This window comes from Adhaeribacter terreus, from assembly GCF_042657365.1.
Lineage (GTDB): Bacteria > Bacteroidota > Bacteroidia > Cytophagales > Hymenobacteraceae > Adhaeribacter_A > Adhaeribacter_A terreus.
The window spans coordinates 229782-249190 of sequence record NZ_JBHSKT010000003.1; the positions used below are offsets into that span (position 1 = coordinate 229782).

Sequence of the window (19409 nt, forward strand, 5' to 3'; positions counted from 1 at the left end):
TATTGAAGGCGCTAAAAGCTTGTTTTGTTAAAAATAAAGCCTTAAAATTAGCTTGTTTATACTTGAATTTTAAAGCTGTTCACCAATAAATGTTTTTCAAGCAATTCATAATTAATAACTTATAAAATATATCTCGAACCGATAAAATTAAACAGAAACCCTAAAACACTGCTTGAAGTATCCTGTTAATTATAACAGCAACTCTCTGGCTCCACCCTAAGCTCCACATCATGTCAAGAACGATTATTGTTTCCAACAGACTCCCGGTGACTGTTCTGAAAAAGCACCAACACATTGAGTACAAAACCAGCGAAGGCGGCCTCGCCACTGGCCTGGGAAGCGTTTACAAACAAGGCTCTAACCGTTGGATCGGCTGGCCCGGAATTTACCTCGAAGAAGAAAGCGATCAGTTACAGGTTGCCGCCGATCTACAGGCCGATCACATGCACCCGGTTTTCCTTTCTAAAACTGAGATCAAAGAATTTTATGAAGGCTTCAGCAACGAAACCCTGTGGCCAACTTTCCATTATTTTCTGCAATATGCCATTTACGACCAGAAAATGTGGGAAACCTACCGGCGCGTAAACCAGAAGTTCTGCAACGAAGTAATGAAAATTGCCAAGCCCGGCGATACCATCTGGATCCACGATTACCAGTTGTTGCTTTTACCGCAAATGCTCCGCGAGAATTTACCGGACAGCAGCATTGGCTTTTTCCAGCACATTCCGTTCCCGAGTTACGAAGTTTTCCGTTTATTGCCATGGCGGGAAGAATTGCTGAATGGCATGCTGGGCGCCGATCTTTTGGGTTTCCATACCTACGACGACGCCCGCCACTTTTTAAGTTCGGTTAGCCGTATCGTAGGTTACAATAACCAGCAGGGCTTAATAGATACCGGCAAGCGCACTGTTATGGTAGATGCTTTCCCGATGGGAATTGACTACGATAAATATGCCGAAGTAGCCGAAAGCGAAGAAACGCTGAAACGCGAACAAACTTACCGCAAAGCCATTCACGATCAGAAGATCATTCTTTCAATCGACCGGCTCGATTATTCCAAAGGCATTCCGCAGCGTCTCGAGGCTTTTGAATTATTCCTGCAGCAGCACCCGGAATTCAACGAAAAAGTAAGTTTGCTGATGATCGTAGTGCCTTCACGCGACCAGGTTGGCAAATACAAGGAACTGAAGGAGGAAGTTGATGAACTGGTAGGCCGCATAAATGGCACTTACGGGAACATGAACTGGCGCCCGATCAATTATTTTTACCGGTCTTTCCCGCTCGAATCGCTTTCGGCATTTTACCGCATGGCCGATGTAGGTCTGGTAACCCCGATGCGCGACGGCATGAACCTGGTAGCCAAAGAATATATTGCCAGCAAAACCGACCAGAAAGGCGTATTGATCTTAAGTGAAATGGCCGGCGCCTCCCGCGAACTTTCTGATGCCATTCTGATCAATCCGAACGATCAGAACCAATTGGTAAATGCCTTATATAAAGCGCTAACCATGCCAGAAGAAGAGCAGCAGTTCCATATGGAGCAAATGCAGGAACTGGTAAAACGCTACAACATCAATCACTGGGTTAACCTGTTCATGGACCGGCTCAGTTACATCAAGATCAAACAACTTTCCATGTCTACAGCAGCACTCGATACCCATGAAGCAGAAGTTTTACAAAATGAATACGCCAGCGCCGAAAACCGCTTGATTTTCCTGGATTACGATGGTACGCTGGTAGGTTTTCAGGATGCTCCGCAGAAAGCCCGTCCGGATCAGGAACTGATTAGTTTGCTACAGAAAATTACGGCCGACCATAAAAACCGGGTGGTTATAATCAGTGGCCGCGACCGGAAAACGCTACAGGATTGGCTCGGAAAACTCGATGTAGATATTATTGCGGAGCACGGCGTCTGGCTGAAAGAAGGAGGCGAAGACTGGCAAATGATCCGGAACCTGAGCAGCGACTGGAAAAAAGACATCCGTCCGATCATGGAATTACACGTAAGCCGCACGCCGGGTTCTTTCATTGAAGAAAAAGATTATTCGCTGGTGTGGCATTACCGTAAAGTAGAAAAGGGTCTTGGCGAACTGCGCGCGCGCGAACTGAATTCCCATTTATCTTACCTGGCTTCGAACATAAACCTGCAGGTAATGGAAGGCAACATGGTATTGGAAATTAAAAATACCGAAGTGAATAAAGGCGCCGCCGCAACCCGCTGGCTCGAAAAATATCCTGCCGATTTTGTGATGGCTATTGGCGACGACCGTACCGATGAAGATACTTTCCGGGCCATGCCAGATAACGCTTTCACGATAAAAGTAGGCAACACCCGTTCTTCTGCCCGCTATTATTTAGATTCGGTAAAAGATGTACGCATGCTTATTCAGGAAATTCTTACTGAACGAAAAGCAAAATCCGGCCTGCGTATCAGCGCGTAACGTGTAAATAGTTTAAATAAATTCAGCACCTGTTTCCGGAGTTTTCTTTAGGAAGCAGGTGCTTTTTACTTGAAAAACGGTGGGGTTTAGCACTTGAAAAGTCTGAGAAGATCAAATAACCTGATGTGGCTTACGACGCAATATGCTTGCTCATTTATTGCTAATTTTGTGTGGAAGCAAATCTTTTCTTAACTTGTTTTGTTCACCAGAAAAAGGGAGCCTTTTATTATGAAAAATTTATTCGATTTCTCGGAAGTTGCTACGTACTTCTTCCGCAAACCAGATCCAAACCGTAAATCAACGTTCAACCTGCGGGTAATGCACGGCATTAATAAAGTTTCGATCCTGATCTTTCTGGTTTGCCTGATCGTTATGGGCGTGCGCCTGTTTACGCGTTAACATGAATATCGAGGAATACCGCGAATATTGCCTGGCCAAAAAAGGCGTAACCGAAGGCTTACCTTTCGATGCCGACACGCTGGTATTTAAAGTAGGAGGAAAGATGTTTGCGCTTACCAATCTCTCCGATTTTGACGGTGGAATTGCGCTCAAATGCGACCCTGAAAAAGCCCTCCAACTGCGCGAAGAATTTCCGGACGATATTACCGGCGCTTACCACATGAGTAAAAAGCACTGGAACAATGTAAAACCGAATGGCAGCGTTCCGTATATGCTTTTAAAAGAACTTATCGATCAAAGCTATCTGCTGGTTTACAACGGGTTAACGCGTTCGCAAAAACTGGAAGTAGATATTGAGAACGAAAAACCGCCCGGACTTTTAAGATAAAAAACGGTAGGGTTTTCGGCTGAAAAATTACTTGATGATCAGATATTTTCCGGCCCGTTCTTTTTGCTGAAATAAAATAAAGCTACCCCATTTTCATAAACCTGATGTTTCGTTAACGTCAGGTTTTCTTGTTTCTTAATACCCGGAAAAAGTTCGATGCCTTTGCCCAGAATTACTGGAATGTATGCCAGAATATATTCATCGATCAAACCGGCATCGTGAAGCATTGCAATAATTTCGCCGCCACCCAGAAGCCAGATAGTTTTGCCTTCGGTTTGCTTTAATTCCTGCACAAATTTTACCGGATCTTTGGTTATTAATTGCGCTTCCGGAATTAAAGTGCGATCAGGATTGCGGGAAAAAACGTAGCTGGTTTTGCCTTTGTAAGCCCATTCGCCCAAGCCCAGGCAAATTTCGTAGGTTTTGTAACCCATCACAATCGCATCGATGCCTTCCATGAATTCGGAGTAGCCGTAATCGTATTCTTCCAAAGGCGGCAGCCAGTCAATTTCATGATTCGGGCGGGCAATTTTACAATCTAAACTGGTGGCGATGTAAAGATTCAGTTTTCGCATAGGAGGGAGATTTGAAAGTAAAAATATACTTTTTGGTCCTAAAACGCTATCGTTTTGGGCTTAAAAACTGGCATTTCCATTTGGCTGCGAATTGCCGTACCTTTGTAAAAATATTCAGTACAGCCTCATGCGCCGCAAAATCATTATCAAATACATTCAGGTTTTCTTTTTCATCCTGTTCGGTTCACTCAATTTCATAAACGCCATTAAAACCGGCAATATCGTAGATTGGTTGGTGTACGCAGCTTGTATGGTGGGTTTGATAGTGGTAGCGTTTTCCATTAAAAAACTGCGCGATGAGCAGAAAGCAATTGTAGATGCACCTGCTTCGAAAAAAGCGAAAGCGAAGAAGTAATTTTCCATATTTAATTGGCGAACAGCCGGTTCCGGATTGCGTAAAAGAGGCCCTACGAAATTATCTTACGCATGAATTTAAAAGGAAATACCGTTTTGATTACCGGCGGGGCTTCGGGCATTGGACTTGCTTTGGCCGAGCGATTTTTGCAGGCTGGTAACACAGTAATTATCTGCGGCCGCCGCGAAGACAAATTAAACGAAGCCAAAACCAACTTTCCGAAACTGCACACCCGCGTGTGCGACGTAGCTTCTGAAACCGAAAGGATAGCATTGTTTGAATGGGCTACCAAAGAATTTCCGGACCTGAACGTGTTGGTAAATAACGCCGGCATTCAGATGCGCACTGATCTGCAGAATTTTCAACTTTCCTGGAAAGAACAGCAGAACGAAATTGCTATCAATTTTGAAGCGCCGGTTCATCTTTCCATCCTGTTTATTCCGTTCCTGAAAAAGCAGGCAAATCCGGTTATTATCAACGTAACTTCTGGTCTCGCTTTTAATCCCGGCGCTTTTGCTTCAGTTTACAGCGCCACCAAAGCAGCTTTGCATTCCTTCACGCAAACGCTCCGTTACCAACTTACTGATACCAACATTAACGTAATTGAAGTAGCCCCGCCTGCCGTAGATACCGACCTGAGTGCACCTGGTTTACATACCTTCGGCGTACCGTTAAACGAATTTGCCGATGCCGTTTTTGAAAAACTGAAGACCGATGAACTGGAATTTGGTTATAGCACTTCGGAAGCTGGCCGCAAAGCAAGTCCGGAAGAAAGAAAGCAGATTTTTAACCGGATTAATCCGCCGAAGAAGTAATTTATTTGCCCTGATATTCATAATAATTTCTGTCACTTAATAATTGCTGTCATCCTGAGCACTAGTGAGCACGGGAGTACGAAACTTGCGAGCGCAGCTCTGAAAGAACTTGGTGGTTTTCTGTAGAAAAGTTTACGACAAAGAAATGACTTTTTGGTACTAATATCATAGCGTTTTGACCCCAACTAAATCCCCCCTAAAAACAGGGGAGGACTTTTTTCTCCGTATTTAATTTTTCTACCAGAAGTCAGCTCTTTCGGATCTATTGATCCGGAAGCGAACTGTGGCGGGTCTATTGACCCGCGTTGTCCTTCATACACGCGGATTAATAAATCCGCTACAGGTTGTTTCCGGATAAAAATATCCAAAAAAGCAGTAAAGAGATTTTACTTTCTTCGTAGTTGGCTTTTCTGCTGAACGCTAACGATGCCCTTCTCTATCGCTTCCCGAAATGCTTCGGGACAGGCAGAAAGACAAAAAAAGGTAGCGTAGGGTTTAAACTCTACGCTACCTTTTTGCTTAAATGCTATGGTTTTTGCCTGAAAAACTACACCACCACGTTCACAATTTTATTCGGAACCACGATCACTTTTTTCACCGGTTTACCTTCCAGGTATTTCTGAATTACGTCGCTTTCCAGTACTTCTTTTTCGATCTCTTCTTTCGGTTTGTTTACCGGGAAAGTAATCTTGCCGCGTGTTTTACCATTCACCGAAACCGGGTATTCAAACTCATTTTCCGTCAGGAATTTTTCTTCCCAAACCGGGAACGGCGCGTAAGCTACGCTTTCGTTGTGCCCAAGCAGTTTCCAGAGTTCTTCCGAAATGTGCGGCGCATAAGGCGAAAGGGCAATTACCAGCGGTTCCAGAATGGCGCGTTTGTTTGTTTTGAAAGCCATCAGTTCGTTTACACAGATCATGAACGTACTTACCGAAGTGTTGAATGAAAAACGCTCGATGTCTTCCTCTACTTTTTTGATGGTTTTGTGTAGCGTTTTCAATTCGCCAGAAGTTGGGTCTTCGTTGCTTACGCTGAAGTTACCTTGTTCGTCGTGGAATAAGCGCCAGAAACGTTTCAGGAATTTGTGCACACCGTCCATGCCGCTCGTATTCCAGGGTTTGAACTGCTCCAGCGGACCGAGGAACATTTCGTACATCCGCAAAGTATCCGCCCCGAATTTTTCTACCAGATCATCCGGGTTCACCACGTTGTACTTCGACTTCGACATTTTTTCGACTTCCCAACCGCAGATGTAATCTCCGTTTTCTTCAGTAATGAAAATTGCGTTTTTATAATCTTCCCGCCAGTTTCTGAAAGCTTGTTGATTTAGAATTTCATTTTCAACTAAACTTACTTCAGCATGCAAAGGCATAACCTTCCATTCAGTTATTAATGTGTCTAAATTAATATCGCTTATTGAACCTTCTTCTAATTCACCTTTTGAAGATAAAATTTCATTAAATTCTTGAGTTGAAATTGTTCCAGCTTCAAATCTATCTGCAATAGATTTTGTAATAAAATAATTTGTTCCAACCATTCGATACACAAAATTCGACCGGCCCTGGATCATGCCCTGGTTAATCAGCTTTTTGAACGGCTCTTTTTCCGGAACCAAACCTAAATCATACAAAAACTGGTTCCAGAAACGGGAGTAAAGCAAGTGACCGGTTGCATGCTCCGAACCACCGATATACAAATCCACATTCTGCCAATAATCGATAGCAGTTTTGGAGGCAAATTCGGTATTGTTTTTTGGGTCCATGTAGCGGTACCAATACCAGCTCGAACCTGCCCAGCCTGGCATAGTGCTTAACTCATATTCGTACTGATCTTCGTATTTCCAGTCTTTGGCACGGCCCAGCGGCGGTTCACCGGTTTCGGTGGGTTTGTATTCGTCAATTTCCGGAAGCACGAGCGGCAATTCTTCTTCTTTCAGCAAATGCGGAATGCCGTCTTTGAAATAAACCGGCACCGGCTCACCCCAATATCGCTGCCGGCTGAAAACCGCGTCGCGCATCCGGTAATTTACTTTGCCTTTGCCCACGCCCAACTCTTCTGCTTTCTTTATGCCGGCTTCAATGGCTGCTTTCACACTCAAACCATTCAGGAAATCGGAATTGATGATGGTACCGTCTTTAGCTGCAAATGCTTCTTTCTCAATGTCGCCGCCGGCAACCACTTCTTTTATTGGTAAAACAAAGTGTTTGGCGAAAGCGTAATCGCGGGTATCGTGTGCGGGTACGGCCATTACAGCACCAGTTCCGTAGCCTGCCAGCACGTAATCGGCCACCCAGATCGGCACGCGTTCGCCTGAGATCGGGTTAATGGCGTAAGAGCCCGTAAACGCACCGGAAATGGTTTTTACGTCGGTCATGCGGTCGCGCTCGGAACGGTTTTTAGCCATTTCCACGTAGGCTTCCACTTCAGCTTTGCGGTCTTCGGTAATTAAGGCAGCCACATGGTCGTGCTCCGGAGCCAGCACCACGAACGTTGCACCAAAAACGGTATCAATTCTGGTGGTGAAAACCGTGATGTGGTGTAGCGAATTTTCGATCGGAAAGTGCAGTTCCGCGCCCGTCGATTTCCCGATCCAGTTACGCTGCATCTCTTTTACCGGTTCCGGCCAGTCAATGGTTTCCAGGCCTTGCAGCAAGCGCTCCGCGTAAGCCGTGATGCGCATGCTCCACTGCCGCATTTTTTTGCGCTCCACCGGATAACCACCGCGCTCCGACAAGCCGTCTTTCACTTCATCGTTGGCCAAAACGGTACCTAACGCCGGACACCAGTTCACCATCGCTTCGGATAAAAATGTAAGGCGGTATTTCAGCAATAATTCCTGCTTCTGCTGCTCGTCAATTCTGGCCCAGGCATCGGCAGTTACGTGCGGCGTATCTTCGTCGCAGGCCGCTTTCACGAAACTGTTGCCTTCTTTTTCGAAGATCGCGATCAGCGTTTCGATCGGTTCGGCTTTGTCGGTTTCGTAGTTGTACCAGTGGTTGAAAAGCTGCATGAAGATCCACTGCGTCCACTTGTAGTAATTCGGATCGGAGGTGCGTACTTCGCGATCCCAGTCAAACGAAAAACCGATCTGCTGCAACTGCTCGATGTAGCGCGCAATGTTCTGCTCGGTAGTAATAGCCGGGTGCTGACCAGTTTGGATGGCGTATTGCTCAGCCGGCAAACCAAAAGAATCGAAGCCCATCGGGTGCAGCACATTAAAACCTTTGTGGCGCTTGTAACGGCTCACAATATCGGAAGCAATGTAACCCAGCGGGTGACCAACGTGCAAACCAGCTCCGGACGGATAAGGAAACATATCCAGGGAATAGTATTTCGGTTTGCTGCTTTGGTTTTCGGCGCGGAAAGTTTTGTTTTCCTTCCAGTATTGCTGCCAGTTCTGCTCTATTTCTTTAAAATTATATTCGGCCATGGGCGTAAGTTTCCTTTGAAAAGGGTAGGGTTTGCGGTATAAAAGTGGTTTTAAGAACCAACCTGCAATTTAAAGGAATTTTGCGGAAAAGCAGGAGAATTGCCTTTGGGAGTTTCTGTCTGAATTGGGATTTGTGAGATTAATGGATTATTGGATTTTTTTTTAATCTGATTAATCCCCTAATCTTACAAATCCCAATTCTAATAAAAAAGATTAAATTGTCTGAATTTGGATTCGTCAGATTAATAAGATTAAAGAATTATATTTTTCTTAATCTGATCAATCCATGAATACAAATCCAGACAAGAACAAAAAACGCTATGCCTAAACCACAAAAAACTATAAATACCAAACCCAAAGGCGACATCGATTAATAAGACTGTTAATCCGCTTGCAGTTAAGTAGGATGCTAATTGAAAAGTGATATCTTTTACAATATTATTTTCAGTTGCACCTGTTTTTATGTTCATTGCTCCTGGATCATATTTTTCTTCCTGAAGTCCTCCATGCCCTACAGAAAGTATTATTCAGTTAACTGATTCTAGTCTTGGATGCATTTTTATCTTTAATTTTAAATTTTAAAACGCTCTTCAATATAATATCAAATAAGGTTTTTTTTTATCCGTTTCACAATACTGAAAAATCATTAATTCTCGAATCAACCCATTCCCCAAAGTAAACTGTTCAAACTCCCCTGTACTATTCGTTTTCGTCTTTCTTAAAATATTCTGCCGGTCCGTATTCACAGTACTAAAACGAATGCACAATTTATCAGCAATCAACTTACTGCTATAACCATCCGCAATCAGTTTTACAATTTCCAATTCACGTTTACTAAGCACATCCTGCGGGTTTATTCCATCCATTTCCGGGGAGAAAAAGATGCAGGAATTATCTTCCGAAGAAGTTAAAGAAGCAGTAAGCGTTTCGTTCTTTTTCAGGTGGGTAATGTCGGAGCAGACACCCATTACGTGGGTAATATTACCGTTACTATCTTGCTGCAGAATGGAGCATTGTTCCAGCACCCGAATGTAGCTGCCATTGGCTTTCGCCATCCGGTAATCGTGGTTGAACTTATATTGCTTTCTTTTACCAGCGGGTTGGGCGAGCAGGAAGTCCCAGATCTTTTTGATCAGGCCCCAGGTTTTAGGAAGGTCATCTGGGTGAGTGATTTCGTTTACAAACGGTATGCCTTGGGTGGTAAAAAGGGAAGCATCGTAACCTAAGGCCGCTTTTACGTTGCTGCTCATGAACAGGTATTGCATACGGCGCACATCGATGATCCAAGTTACGCAGGGGCTTTGGTTCAGCACTTGCACCAGGGCGGGGTTCGTTTGCTCAAATTGGTCGTAATCACTGGCAACTTCGGTGTAGTCCTGCATTTCCCAGAGGGCGCACATTTCGGCATAAGTTCTTTTAAAGGAATTTGCCGGGTAGTGTTCGGGTTGTCTTAATGGTTGCGTGAGAAAGTCCATAACTTAAGCGTTTACAGATTCCCTGACAGTATTTATCACGGAAATCATCGGACCATACTGCGGAAGTAAAGTCAAAGATCAGCCATGAAAGATCCTGCCGGGAACTTTGGGATGTACAGTAAGCTATGATTTGCAAAAGCGGGTTAGAGCGAGATATATTGTAAATATAGAGCGGTTTACTTTATCAGCAAACGATTGTTATTGCGTAAAAAATTTTTTATGGTTAACTGTGTTAAAGCAACGGTGAACAACGTTTTTAAAATGGTTAATATTAAAAATCGCAGATATTCTTTTGCTCAAAACCACCCTTAAAAAGGTCTGTTCCGGGGAACTTTCACCCGGATTTTTCAGGAAACAAAATCTGCCTGATTAAGAGAGGGGAGCAAACCAGCCAACACCAAGTGATAGAATATTGCAGCGGATTTAATTTTTAAGCATCCGTCCCTGCGACTTTTCCTATTACAAATCCTACCATTTTAAATAGAAATAATTGAACATCGGGGCAGGCTTCCGGTGGGTTTGTCGTATATTTGTAGCCCGAAATTCCGTTGTTACGTTTTTATGATCAAGCCTTTCCGGTCGTTGTTGTTGTTGCTTTATGTGGGTTTGCTCCTGGCCGGGGCTTTTTTTTTGCTGCCAGCGCAAATTCCGTTACCAAATGGTTATTCGCTGCGTTTTTTTACGTTGGAAAGCTTGCTCGATACTAAGGGGAAGCAGTATGCTGACATTTCAGATATTGAACAAAAATTTAAGCCGGCGGAAGAGAAAGTTGCTATTAGTAAAAACGCTATCGTTTCAGCTGCAAAAACTGCTATTGCTGATACCCTGGAAAGCCGGTTTAAAATTCAGTTCCCTGCAGGCAACGATACGGCGTTCTATACTTTTTTCCGGCATTTGCAGCGCCTCAAAACTTCGGAAGAACTGGTTCGGGCACTGCATTACGGCGATTCCCAGATCGAAGGTGACCGGATCACGGCTTTTCTGCGGAACAAATTTCAGAACCGGTTTGGTGGTTGCGGCGTGGGGTTGGTGCCTTTGCAGGATGCGCTCGGTAACCGTACTTCTTTGCAGATAAAAAGTGATGAGGCCTGGAAACGGGTGCGCGCTTATGGGCCCGATTATAGCAAGCGGGTGCCGCGCCATTACGGCATCATGGGCAGCTATTACAACTTTTCTTTCAGCTATACCAAAACCATTCCCGGCGATTCTACTGCCGCCGACAGCCTGAGCCGCCAACCCAAATTCATTACGAAGAAAAGATCTAATATCTGGGTGGAATACGCCAAAGCCCACAGTGCGTACGCCCGCGACAGCCGGTTCGAAAATTTCAAGCTGCTTTACAGCAATCCGGAAGCGCCGGTTATCTTAAAAATCCAGACGCAGAAAGATAGCATCAGGACCTTTGAATTGCCCGTTACTTCGGAACCAACCGTTTTTGAAATGCCTTTCTCAGGTAATTTCAAGAAGCTGCGGCTGAGTTTTGAAGGCACCAAAAGTCCGGAGTTTTACGGCGCGGCGCTCGATTGTAATTCCGGAGTGGTGATCGACAACATGCCTTTCCGGGGAAGTTCGGGTACGGAATTTGTGCGGATGAACAAGGAAACACTGCGCGCGCAGTTCAAACAGCTCAACGTGAAATTCATTATTCTGCAATACGGAGTGAACGTGGTGCCGCACGTGATCAAAGATTATGGCTACTACGAAAAGCAGTTTTATACCCAATTGAAATTGCTGCGGGAATTAGCGCCGGAAGCTAGCATTCTGGTAGTTGGGGTTTCGGATGTTTCCCGGAAGGAAGGCGAAGTTTATACCACGTACCCAAACGTAGAAAAGATCCGCGATGCGCAACGTAATGCCGCTTTTAAAGCCGGTTGCGCTTTCTGGGACCTTTACACAGCCATGGGCGGAAAAGATTCTATGCCTAGCTGGGTATTTGCCAAACCGGCCCTGGCCAATAAAGATTTCACGCACTTTACGCCGAAAGGTGCGCAACTGGTAGCCGAAATGTTATTCAAAAGCCTCATGTACGAATATGAAAAATTCAGCCGCCGGTAAGGTTTTTTGGTTTGTACTTGCCGTACGTTTGCTGCTGGCAGGCGTGGTTTCAGGGCTGCCAGCTGATTCGACGAACCAAAAAACGGTAGGGTTTCAGCCGCCAAAACTTGCGCAGCAATATGGCTTTGTAAAATACGGCCTGAATAAAATTGAAGCGAAAGATTCCCTGGCTATGACCACGTTTTATAACGCGCTACATGCTTTGCAAAACGGAACGCGCCGGAAAGTAAATATCGTGCATATCGGGGATTCACATATTCAGGCCGATATTTTTTCGGGGAGAATGCGTACACTTTTGCAAGAAACAGATGCTTTTGAAAACGGCGGGCGCGGATTTGTATTTCCGTATCCGCTGGCCAGGACTAATAATCCCTGGAATTATAAAGTAACTTCCACAGGAATCTGGAGTGGCTGTAAAAATGTGCAATACGCGCAAAATTGTAATTGGGGCTTAGCCGGCATCACCGCCGAAACTTCCGACAGCAGCGCGACTTTTTCCATTCAAAACAATAGCGTTCCGGTAAGTAAAGTGCGCATTTTTTACCCAGTAAAGGATCTAACCCAATTCTCAGTTTCGCTTAAAGCTTCTGATATAATTTACCAACCGGTTAGAACCGATACGCTGGGTTTTGCAGAATTCATTTTATCGGCGGAAGTTACGGAAGTTCAGGTGTTGCTTCAGAAAACATTTACGCGGCAAAAGCATTTTACTTTGCAGGGAATCAGCCTGGAAAATGAACGGCCGGGTTTGGTTTATTCCAGCCTGGGAGTGAATGGGGCAGAGGTAGTTTCTTTTTTGCGGAGTAACGTGGCTTTTGAAAACAACCTGGCAGCGCTAAATCCTGATTTGATCATTATTTCTTTAGGAACGAACGATGCTTACGGTAAGAATTTCAACCCGGAAACTTTCAAACAAAATTACGGAACACTTATTCAGCGGATAAAAAAAGCAGCGCCCCAGGCTTCGGTTCTATTTACCACACCCGGCGATAATTACCGCCACCGGAAATACCCGAATTACAGCAACGTGAAAGCTACCGCTAAACTTTACGAACTGGCTGAAGAAACCGGTTGCGCCGTCTGGAATTTTTATCACGTAATGGGCGGCTTGCGTTCGGTAGTGAAATGGCAACTGAATGGATTGGCCGCAAAAGATAAAGTGCATTTAACTGGTAAAGGTTACCGTTTGCAAGGCGATCTGCTTTTCGATGCAATGATGAATGATTACCTGAATTTCAGTAAGAAAGCTGGAATTTAACTAGATTTTACCCCGAAAACGATAGCATTTTATGCTTGAAAATATACTTGAAAATTTAAAGGAACTGCTGAAATTCCAGCCCGAGCACCCGATGATCTTTACCACGGCGTTGTTCTGGTTTTTCTTTGGTTTGGTGCTGTTGGTTTTTCAGTTTACGTACCGGAAGTTTACTGCCCGGAATTTATTCCTGTTCGCGTTCAGCTTGTTCTTTTATTATAAATCGAGTGGCTATTTCTTTGTGCTTTTGCTGCTGACCACGGTGATTGATTATGTAATGGGCTGGCAGATTTTTCGGGCAAATTCCAAAGCGGCGAAAAAGTTTTTCGTGTTCATCAGTTTGTGCATGAACCTGGGTTTGCTGTCGTATTTCAAATATTCCTACTTTCTTTCCGGGTTTTTCAATGCGCTTTTTGGTACCTCTTACCAGCCGGTAGATTACCTGGCCTACATGACCAATTATTTTACCGGTTCCAACCTCGATATTGCGCACATTATTCTGCCGGTCGGAATTTCGTTTTACACGTTCCAGAGCATCAGTTATTCGATTGATATTTATCGGGGCATTATCAAACCCGTAGACCGATTCCTGGATTTTGCTTTTTTTGTGAGTTTTTTCCCGCAACTGGTGGCCGGCCCCATTGTGCGTGCTTCTGAATTTGTGCCGCAGATCTACAAACCATACGATCTCACTAAAGATGAATTTAACCGCGCTATTTTTCTCATTCTGGCTGGCCTGATCAAGAAAATCCTGATCTCCGATTACATTTCCAGCAACTTCGTAGACCGGGTTTTTGAGTCACCGGTAAGCTATACGGGTTTCGAAAATCTGATGAGTGTTTACGGTTACACCATCCAGATCTACTGCGATTTCTCGGGTTATACCGATATTGCTATCGGCGTGGCATTACTGCTCGGTTTCCGGCTTTCCATCAATTTCGATGCGCCTTATATTTCTCAGAACATCACGGAATTCTGGCGCCGCTGGCACATTTCACTTTCTACCTGGCTCAAAGATTATCTCTATATTTCACTGGGCGGAAACCGGAAAGGGAAGGTGCGGCAGTATGTAAATTTATTCATAACCATGCTATTGGGCGGTTTGTGGCACGGCGCGCACATCAAATTCATTATCTGGGGCGCGCTTCACGGTTTGGCCCTGGCCTTTCATAAAGGATATATGCAGGTTACCGGTACTAACGGCAAAGGAAAAACGTTTTTCGGCAGGTTGTGGGCCAGAGTTTTAACCTTCCATTTCGTAGCGTTTTGCTGGATCTTTTTCCGGGCCGATAACCTCGACATTGTGAACCAGGTTTTGAGCCAGATCGCGTATCATTTTGAGCCGCATTTAATTCCGCAAATGCTGGTCGCTTACAAAGAAGTTTTCAGTTTAATGCTCGTTGCTTACCTGGTGCATTTTATACCGGTTCCGCAGAAAACCAGGCTTGGCGAATGGTTCGGTTATTTTCCGGATCTGCTGAAAGCGGCAGTAATTGTGCTTATTATTTTAGGCTTGTACCAAGTAAAAACAGCCGCAATTCAACCTTTTATTTACTTTCAATTTTAAAAACCGGATTGTTACTTCGGTTTGTATTTCTATCTGTATTCCCGACTTTTTTACCCGTAAATCATACGGTTTTAGCATAGATTTTTTTCTGAATATAAATTCTAAAGTGCATTATTGTTTCAGGAAGAAAGCCATGGAACCGGTAATTGTTTATGGAAAAACAAAAGTCCCTTTTTTTTAGTAAGTCCGTATAAGTAATTGCCTGATTTCCAATTGGAAAGGGCGAGTATTTTTCCGGATCCTGAATGCCGGCTGCACCTAAAAGAAATGCGTATGTTTGCCCGGTTTACGCATGTTTTCATAAACCTGAAAGATCTGTTATTCATGCTGATCGGCGTGGCTATTACAGTGCTGGCTATTGTTCAGATCTCCAGATACTTCAGCCAATTTTACAGCGCGCATTATAAGATCGGCATCATTCTTAATTCGGTGGAGCTGGAGCCGGAAGATTATAAGGTGGTACAAAATGTAGTAGCCGAAAAACTGAACAGTATAAATGCGCAAGGTGGTTTGAACGGCCGCACCATAGATGCCCTTTATTTAGACGATAAAGGTAACCCGGAGCTCTTAAAAAAGCTGGTTTCCGAAAGTGTTCAGGATGAGAATCTGTTAGCTTATATCGGGTGCAAAAGTTCTTCGCGCGCACTTGCCATTGCCTCGATTCTTGCCCGTAACAATGTTGCGCTTATCGGCAGTTATTCCCTTACAAATCTTACCGAACCTTTTCCGAATATGTACAGCGCCGAGATCGGGTTAAAGGATCTTGAAATGATCTTGCATAATCTGCTGCAAAGAAAAGCTAAGCGCGCGGCATTTATCGGAAAAAAAGAAGACCTGTATTCTGCCGAATTGCTGAAAATTATGGAAGGTTATGCCCTTAAGGAACCGGAGTTTAAAGTAACGTCTCGTTTCTGGTTTCCCTTGAATTATCAGTTCTCTGGAAAAGAATTGGATATGCTGGCAGACAGTTTAAATAAGCACAACGATTTTTTGCTGCTTTCGCTGGAACAGGGAAATACCAATATTTTACTGGAAGCGCTCTGGAAACGGGGGCTGCATATTCCGATCTTTTGCGGGCTAGCCGATATTGCGCAGATAAATGACCGAAGCAATTTTTACCGGAATGGCGAATTGTTTGATGTAAATCCGGTGGGAATTCCCGGTGTGCTGAATATGAAGTTGCAGCAGCAGGCTCCTGTTTTCCGGCAGGCGATCAATTCGGGGCAAAAACGGGAATTTCAGTTGGGTTTTGGCGGCCGCCACGCCGATGAGATCGGGTTGCTGATAGAAGCAGCCTCGCAGAAAAACCTTCCGGAAAAGGCCGATATGCGGAGTAAAATAAATGCAGGCCTGAAAAATTATATCCATGGAAACCAGATCTACCGAGGCTGGTTTGCAGACTGGTATTTTACGCAGGACCGGTCTTTTGGCGGTGAACCTTTGCTGGCCTGGAAAGCCCCGGATTTTGATTCGCCGATGCTGGCACCCGTACAATTTCTGCGCACCGATTCCGGTTACCGACAGGCGCCCGTGCTTTACGCCAACCTCGATATGCTCGACATCAGCCAGATTAGCGACGAAGCTGCTAGTTTTTACGCCACTTTTTACCTTGAGCTCAGTTCAGTCAGCAACCTGACCGTGCAGAATATAGATTTTACAAACGCCGAAAGAAATAAAGTAAACCAGGCACCTTTAATAGAGGCAAAACTGGTACGGAGTAAAAAAGAAACCGACGGCAATAATTTCTACCACTACCTTTATAAAATTTCGGGCAAATTCTCTTTCAATCCGGATCTGAAAAAATACCCTTTCGACCAGCAGAAATTCCCGATAACCATGCAAACCAGCGATGCGCTCAACACTTTTCTGGTGCAGCCGCCGGCTTTTGAATTCCGCGATACCGTTTTTGAATCTACCGGCTGGAATTACCTGAACAATTACATAGGCTGCGACCAGGACATTATTGCGATCGATAATAATTTCGGCATGCTGCAGAAGAATATACCTTACTACAAATTCAGTTACGTGTATGAAATGCAGCGCGCCCGCGTGGATTTTACCTTAAAAACATTGGTGCCTTTGCTGGCTATTCTCATAATTTCGTATCTCTCGGCCTTTATTCCGCCCCGCGAATTCGAAACGCTTTGCGCCATTCAGGTTACCGCTTTGCTAGCTTCTATTGCGCTGTATTTTTCTACTTACAAACCGGAATTGCAATACGCCACCACTTCCGATAAGATCTTCATTTTCACGTACGTAATGATTACTACCTTACTCGGAACCTCCATTCTGAAATATGTGATGTACCGGAAAAGCGTTCTGTTGAAACGCATTGCTATGATCTATCAGCGACTCATTTTTCCACTAATTGTTATCGGGTTTACCATTTTCATCAGGAAGGTTTAACTGGCTGAAAACGCTATGCTTTCGGGCTTAAAAAGTAAAAAGTTTTAATAGTGAAGTAAAAACTGTAGGGAAATGCAGGCAAAAACTCAGGATAAGGTTATAAAATTTGCAGCCCTGTTTTTAACAGGCGCGGCGGTTTTATTGCTGATTACCCTGCGTATTTACCGGCAATATCAGGAAAAACACCAGCAATATTATACCATCGGAGTGCTTTACAATTCTGTGAACCTGAGCCCTGAAGATCTGGAAGTGATAAAATTCATGATCGATAAAAGGGTGAGCAGTATAAACGAACAGGGTGGTTTTGCCGGCAGAAATTTAAAAGTGAAATACCTCGACGATAAAGGAAGCCGCGAAACTGTTTATAAAGTGGTGAAGGAAAGTATAAACGATGAATCGCTGGTTGCTTATATGGGTTGCTGGAGTTCTTCTCGGGTGCAGGCTGTGGCCGAACTGGTTGGCAAAGCGGGCGTTCCTTTTATTGGCGGTTATTCGGTAACGGGTATCACCAATAAATATCCTAACATGTTCAGCTACGAGATCAGCATTGGGCACGTAGCATTTGTGTTGCATAAATTGCTGAACCGCAGGGCTAAAAAAGTAACCTTAATTGCCAATTCAGAAGATCTTTATTCGGTTGCGTTACTGGATGATCTCAAAAAAAAGAAAGATACTGAGGCAGACTACAAATTGATTGAGGATGTCTGGTACCCGGATAAACATAAGTTCACAAAAGCGGAACTGAAACAAATTGCTTATTCTGTTAAAGCCACCGGCACCGATTTCCTGATCTTATCTACAAATCCACATCACACCAATCAAATAGTGCGGGCTCTATCAGAAAATAAGGTTCAGATTCCCGTTTTTACGGCTTTTACAGATATTCCGGAGATCGACCCTGAAATTCCCGGTTACAATAAAATGGAGCTTTTCGATATCAGCGTTTTCGGTATTCCAAGTGCGTTAAATCTGCGACAACAACGTTACCAGGCGCAGAATAATATGGATCTGGAATTGGATAAAAAAAGTGCATTCCGGCTGGGATTAGGAGGTTTGCATGCCGATGCTATTGGTATGCTCAAGGAAGCTGCTGAAATGGAACCGGAACCAAAAAGCTCGATCAGGGAAAGCATTATTCATGGGATGCAGCGTTATATAAACGGTTATCGGGTTTACCAAGGCTGGTTTTCGGACTGGTATTTTACGGAAGACCGGGCATTGGTAAGTGAAGCCTTGCTTGGCTGGAAACCTCCGGGGTCGGAAAATCTGCTCTTAGCGCCATTCCAGTATTTGCGCGGCGATTCGGCCATGCAGGAAGCCCAGGTAATGTTTACGAACATCGATATGGAAGAACTTGGCCAGGTAAACGATGAAGACGGTACGTTCGATGCCCGGTTTTTTCTTAATCTTAGCTCTAACAGGAAAATTACTATTTCACATATTGAATTTCCCAACGCTGTCCGCAACGATAACAACCACCTGCCGATTTTATCCATCAAATTGCTCCGGGCCGATTCTACTGCTGGTAAAGTGGGTATGTACAATTATCTTTACCGCATTTCCGGAAAATTTTACTTTGAGCCTGACTTAAGAGAATATCCTTTCGATGAGCAACAGTTTCCGATATCCATCCAAACCAACAGTACTTTTAAGCCGTTTCTTATGCAGCCGGCCGGCAGTCAGAATCGAGACACCATTTTCAATTCAGAAGGTTGGATCTACAGAAGCAATTTTGTTGGTTTCGATCATGAACTGATTGGTTCGTACAATAAATTCATAAAAGCGAAAAGGCATATTCCGTACTATAAATTCAATTTCACTTACGTATTAAAACGTGCCAAAGTAGACTTTTTCCTGAAAACGCTCACGCCGCTTTTAGCCATTCTGATCATCACGTATTTTTCGGTTTACATTCCCATCAGGCAATTTGAGGCTTTGTCGGCTATCCAGGTAACGGCACTTTTATCTTCCATTGCCTTGTATTTTTCAGCTTACAAATCGCAGGGCCAGTTCGCCACCACTTCCGATAAGATCTTTATTTTTACATACATCATGGTCACGACCCTTATCGGGGCATCCATTTTCCAATATTGGCTTTACAGCAAACGTACCGGAAAGCGTCAACTGGCTATTATTGTAAGCGTTTACGAACGTATTCTTTTCCCGATTATCGTTATTGGCTATACGTTTTTTTTCATTGTATAATTGCCGCATACTTTTTGCACTTAAAACCATAGCGTTTTCTGTA

General features: G+C 44.1%; 13 protein-coding genes. 10 read left to right on the plus strand and 3 right to left on the minus strand.

The window, feature by feature from the left end; translation table 11 throughout:
• The first annotated feature begins 230 nt into the window (after positions 1–230).
• The 3 genes from ACFPIB_RS06270 (at position 231) to ACFPIB_RS06280 (ending at position 3228) form a co-directional block, all read left to right on the plus strand.
• Positions 231–2441 carry a bifunctional alpha,alpha-trehalose-phosphate synthase (UDP-forming)/trehalose-phosphatase gene (locus tag ACFPIB_RS06270; protein WP_378016579.1) on the plus strand — a complete coding sequence of 737 codons (2211 nt, stop codon included), beginning with the start codon at positions 231–233 and terminating at the stop codon, positions 2439–2441.
• 228 nt (positions 2442–2669) lie between these two features.
• Positions 2670–2840 carry a DUF6728 family protein gene (locus ACFPIB_RS06275; protein ID WP_378016580.1) on the plus strand — a complete coding sequence of 57 codons (171 nt, stop codon included), beginning with the start codon at positions 2670–2672 and terminating at the stop codon, positions 2838–2840.
• 1 nt (position 2841) lies between these two features.
• Positions 2842–3228, plus strand: coding sequence for an MmcQ/YjbR family DNA-binding protein (locus ACFPIB_RS06280; protein WP_378016581.1), 387 nt, complete (start codon positions 2842–2844; stop codon positions 3226–3228).
• Positions 3229–3266: 38 nt separating this feature from the next.
• Here the strand turns inward: ACFPIB_RS06280 and ACFPIB_RS06285 are convergent, their stop codons facing one another.
• Positions 3267–3803 (minus strand): dihydrofolate reductase family protein, encoded by a 537-nt coding sequence (locus tag ACFPIB_RS06285; protein ID WP_378016582.1) that lies wholly within the window; start codon positions 3801–3803, stop codon positions 3267–3269.
• 127 nt (positions 3804–3930) lie between these two features.
• Here ACFPIB_RS06285 and ACFPIB_RS06290 point away from each other — a divergent pair, with 127 nt between their 5' ends.
• Positions 3931–4158 carry a hypothetical protein gene (locus tag ACFPIB_RS06290; protein ID WP_378016583.1) on the plus strand — a complete coding sequence of 76 codons (228 nt, stop codon included), beginning with the start codon at positions 3931–3933 and terminating at the stop codon, positions 4156–4158.
• 71 nt (positions 4159–4229) lie between these two features.
• On the plus strand, positions 4230–4973 hold the full coding sequence (locus ACFPIB_RS06295) for an SDR family oxidoreductase (RefSeq protein WP_378016584.1): 744 nt from the start codon (positions 4230–4232) through the stop codon (positions 4971–4973).
• A gap of 547 nt (positions 4974–5520) precedes the next feature.
• Here the strand turns inward: ACFPIB_RS06295 and ACFPIB_RS06300 are convergent.
• Complete coding sequence (locus ACFPIB_RS06300) at positions 5521–8403, minus strand: leucine--tRNA ligase (RefSeq protein ID WP_378016585.1); 2883 nt, start codon at positions 8401–8403, stop codon at positions 5521–5523.
• Positions 8404–8993: 590 nt separating this feature from the next.
• Positions 8994–9878 carry a PAS domain-containing protein gene (locus ACFPIB_RS06305; RefSeq protein WP_378016586.1) on the minus strand — a complete coding sequence of 295 codons (885 nt, stop codon included), beginning with the start codon at positions 9876–9878 and terminating at the stop codon, positions 8994–8996.
• A gap of 561 nt (positions 9879–10439) precedes the next feature.
• On the opposite strand from ACFPIB_RS06305, the gene ACFPIB_RS06310 reads away from it, so the two are divergent.
• The 5 genes from ACFPIB_RS06310 (at position 10440) to ACFPIB_RS17475 (ending at position 19366) form a co-directional block, all read left to right on the plus strand.
• On the plus strand, positions 10440–11933 hold the full coding sequence (locus ACFPIB_RS06310) for a GDSL-type esterase/lipase family protein (RefSeq protein WP_378016587.1): 1494 nt from the start codon (positions 10440–10442) through the stop codon (positions 11931–11933).
• On the plus strand, positions 11911–13191 hold the full coding sequence (locus ACFPIB_RS06315; RefSeq protein ID WP_378016588.1) for a GDSL-type esterase/lipase family protein: 1281 nt from the start codon (positions 11911–11913) through the stop codon (positions 13189–13191). The genes ACFPIB_RS06310 and ACFPIB_RS06315 overlap by 23 nt, the downstream gene beginning before the upstream one ends.
• A 31-nt stretch (positions 13192–13222) precedes the next feature.
• On the plus strand, positions 13223–14755 hold the full coding sequence (locus tag ACFPIB_RS06320; RefSeq protein WP_378016589.1) for an MBOAT family O-acyltransferase: 1533 nt from the start codon (positions 13223–13225) through the stop codon (positions 14753–14755).
• Positions 14756–15028: 273 nt separating this feature from the next.
• Entirely contained in the window at positions 15029–17161 is a 2133-nt protein-coding gene (locus ACFPIB_RS06325; protein ID WP_378016590.1) for an ABC transporter substrate-binding protein, read from the plus strand.
• A gap of 72 nt (positions 17162–17233) precedes the next feature.
• On the plus strand, positions 17234–19366 hold the full coding sequence (locus ACFPIB_RS17475; protein ID WP_417281656.1) for an ABC transporter substrate-binding protein: 2133 nt from the start codon (positions 17234–17236) through the stop codon (positions 19364–19366).
• The last annotated feature ends 43 nt before the right edge of the window (positions 19367–19409 follow it).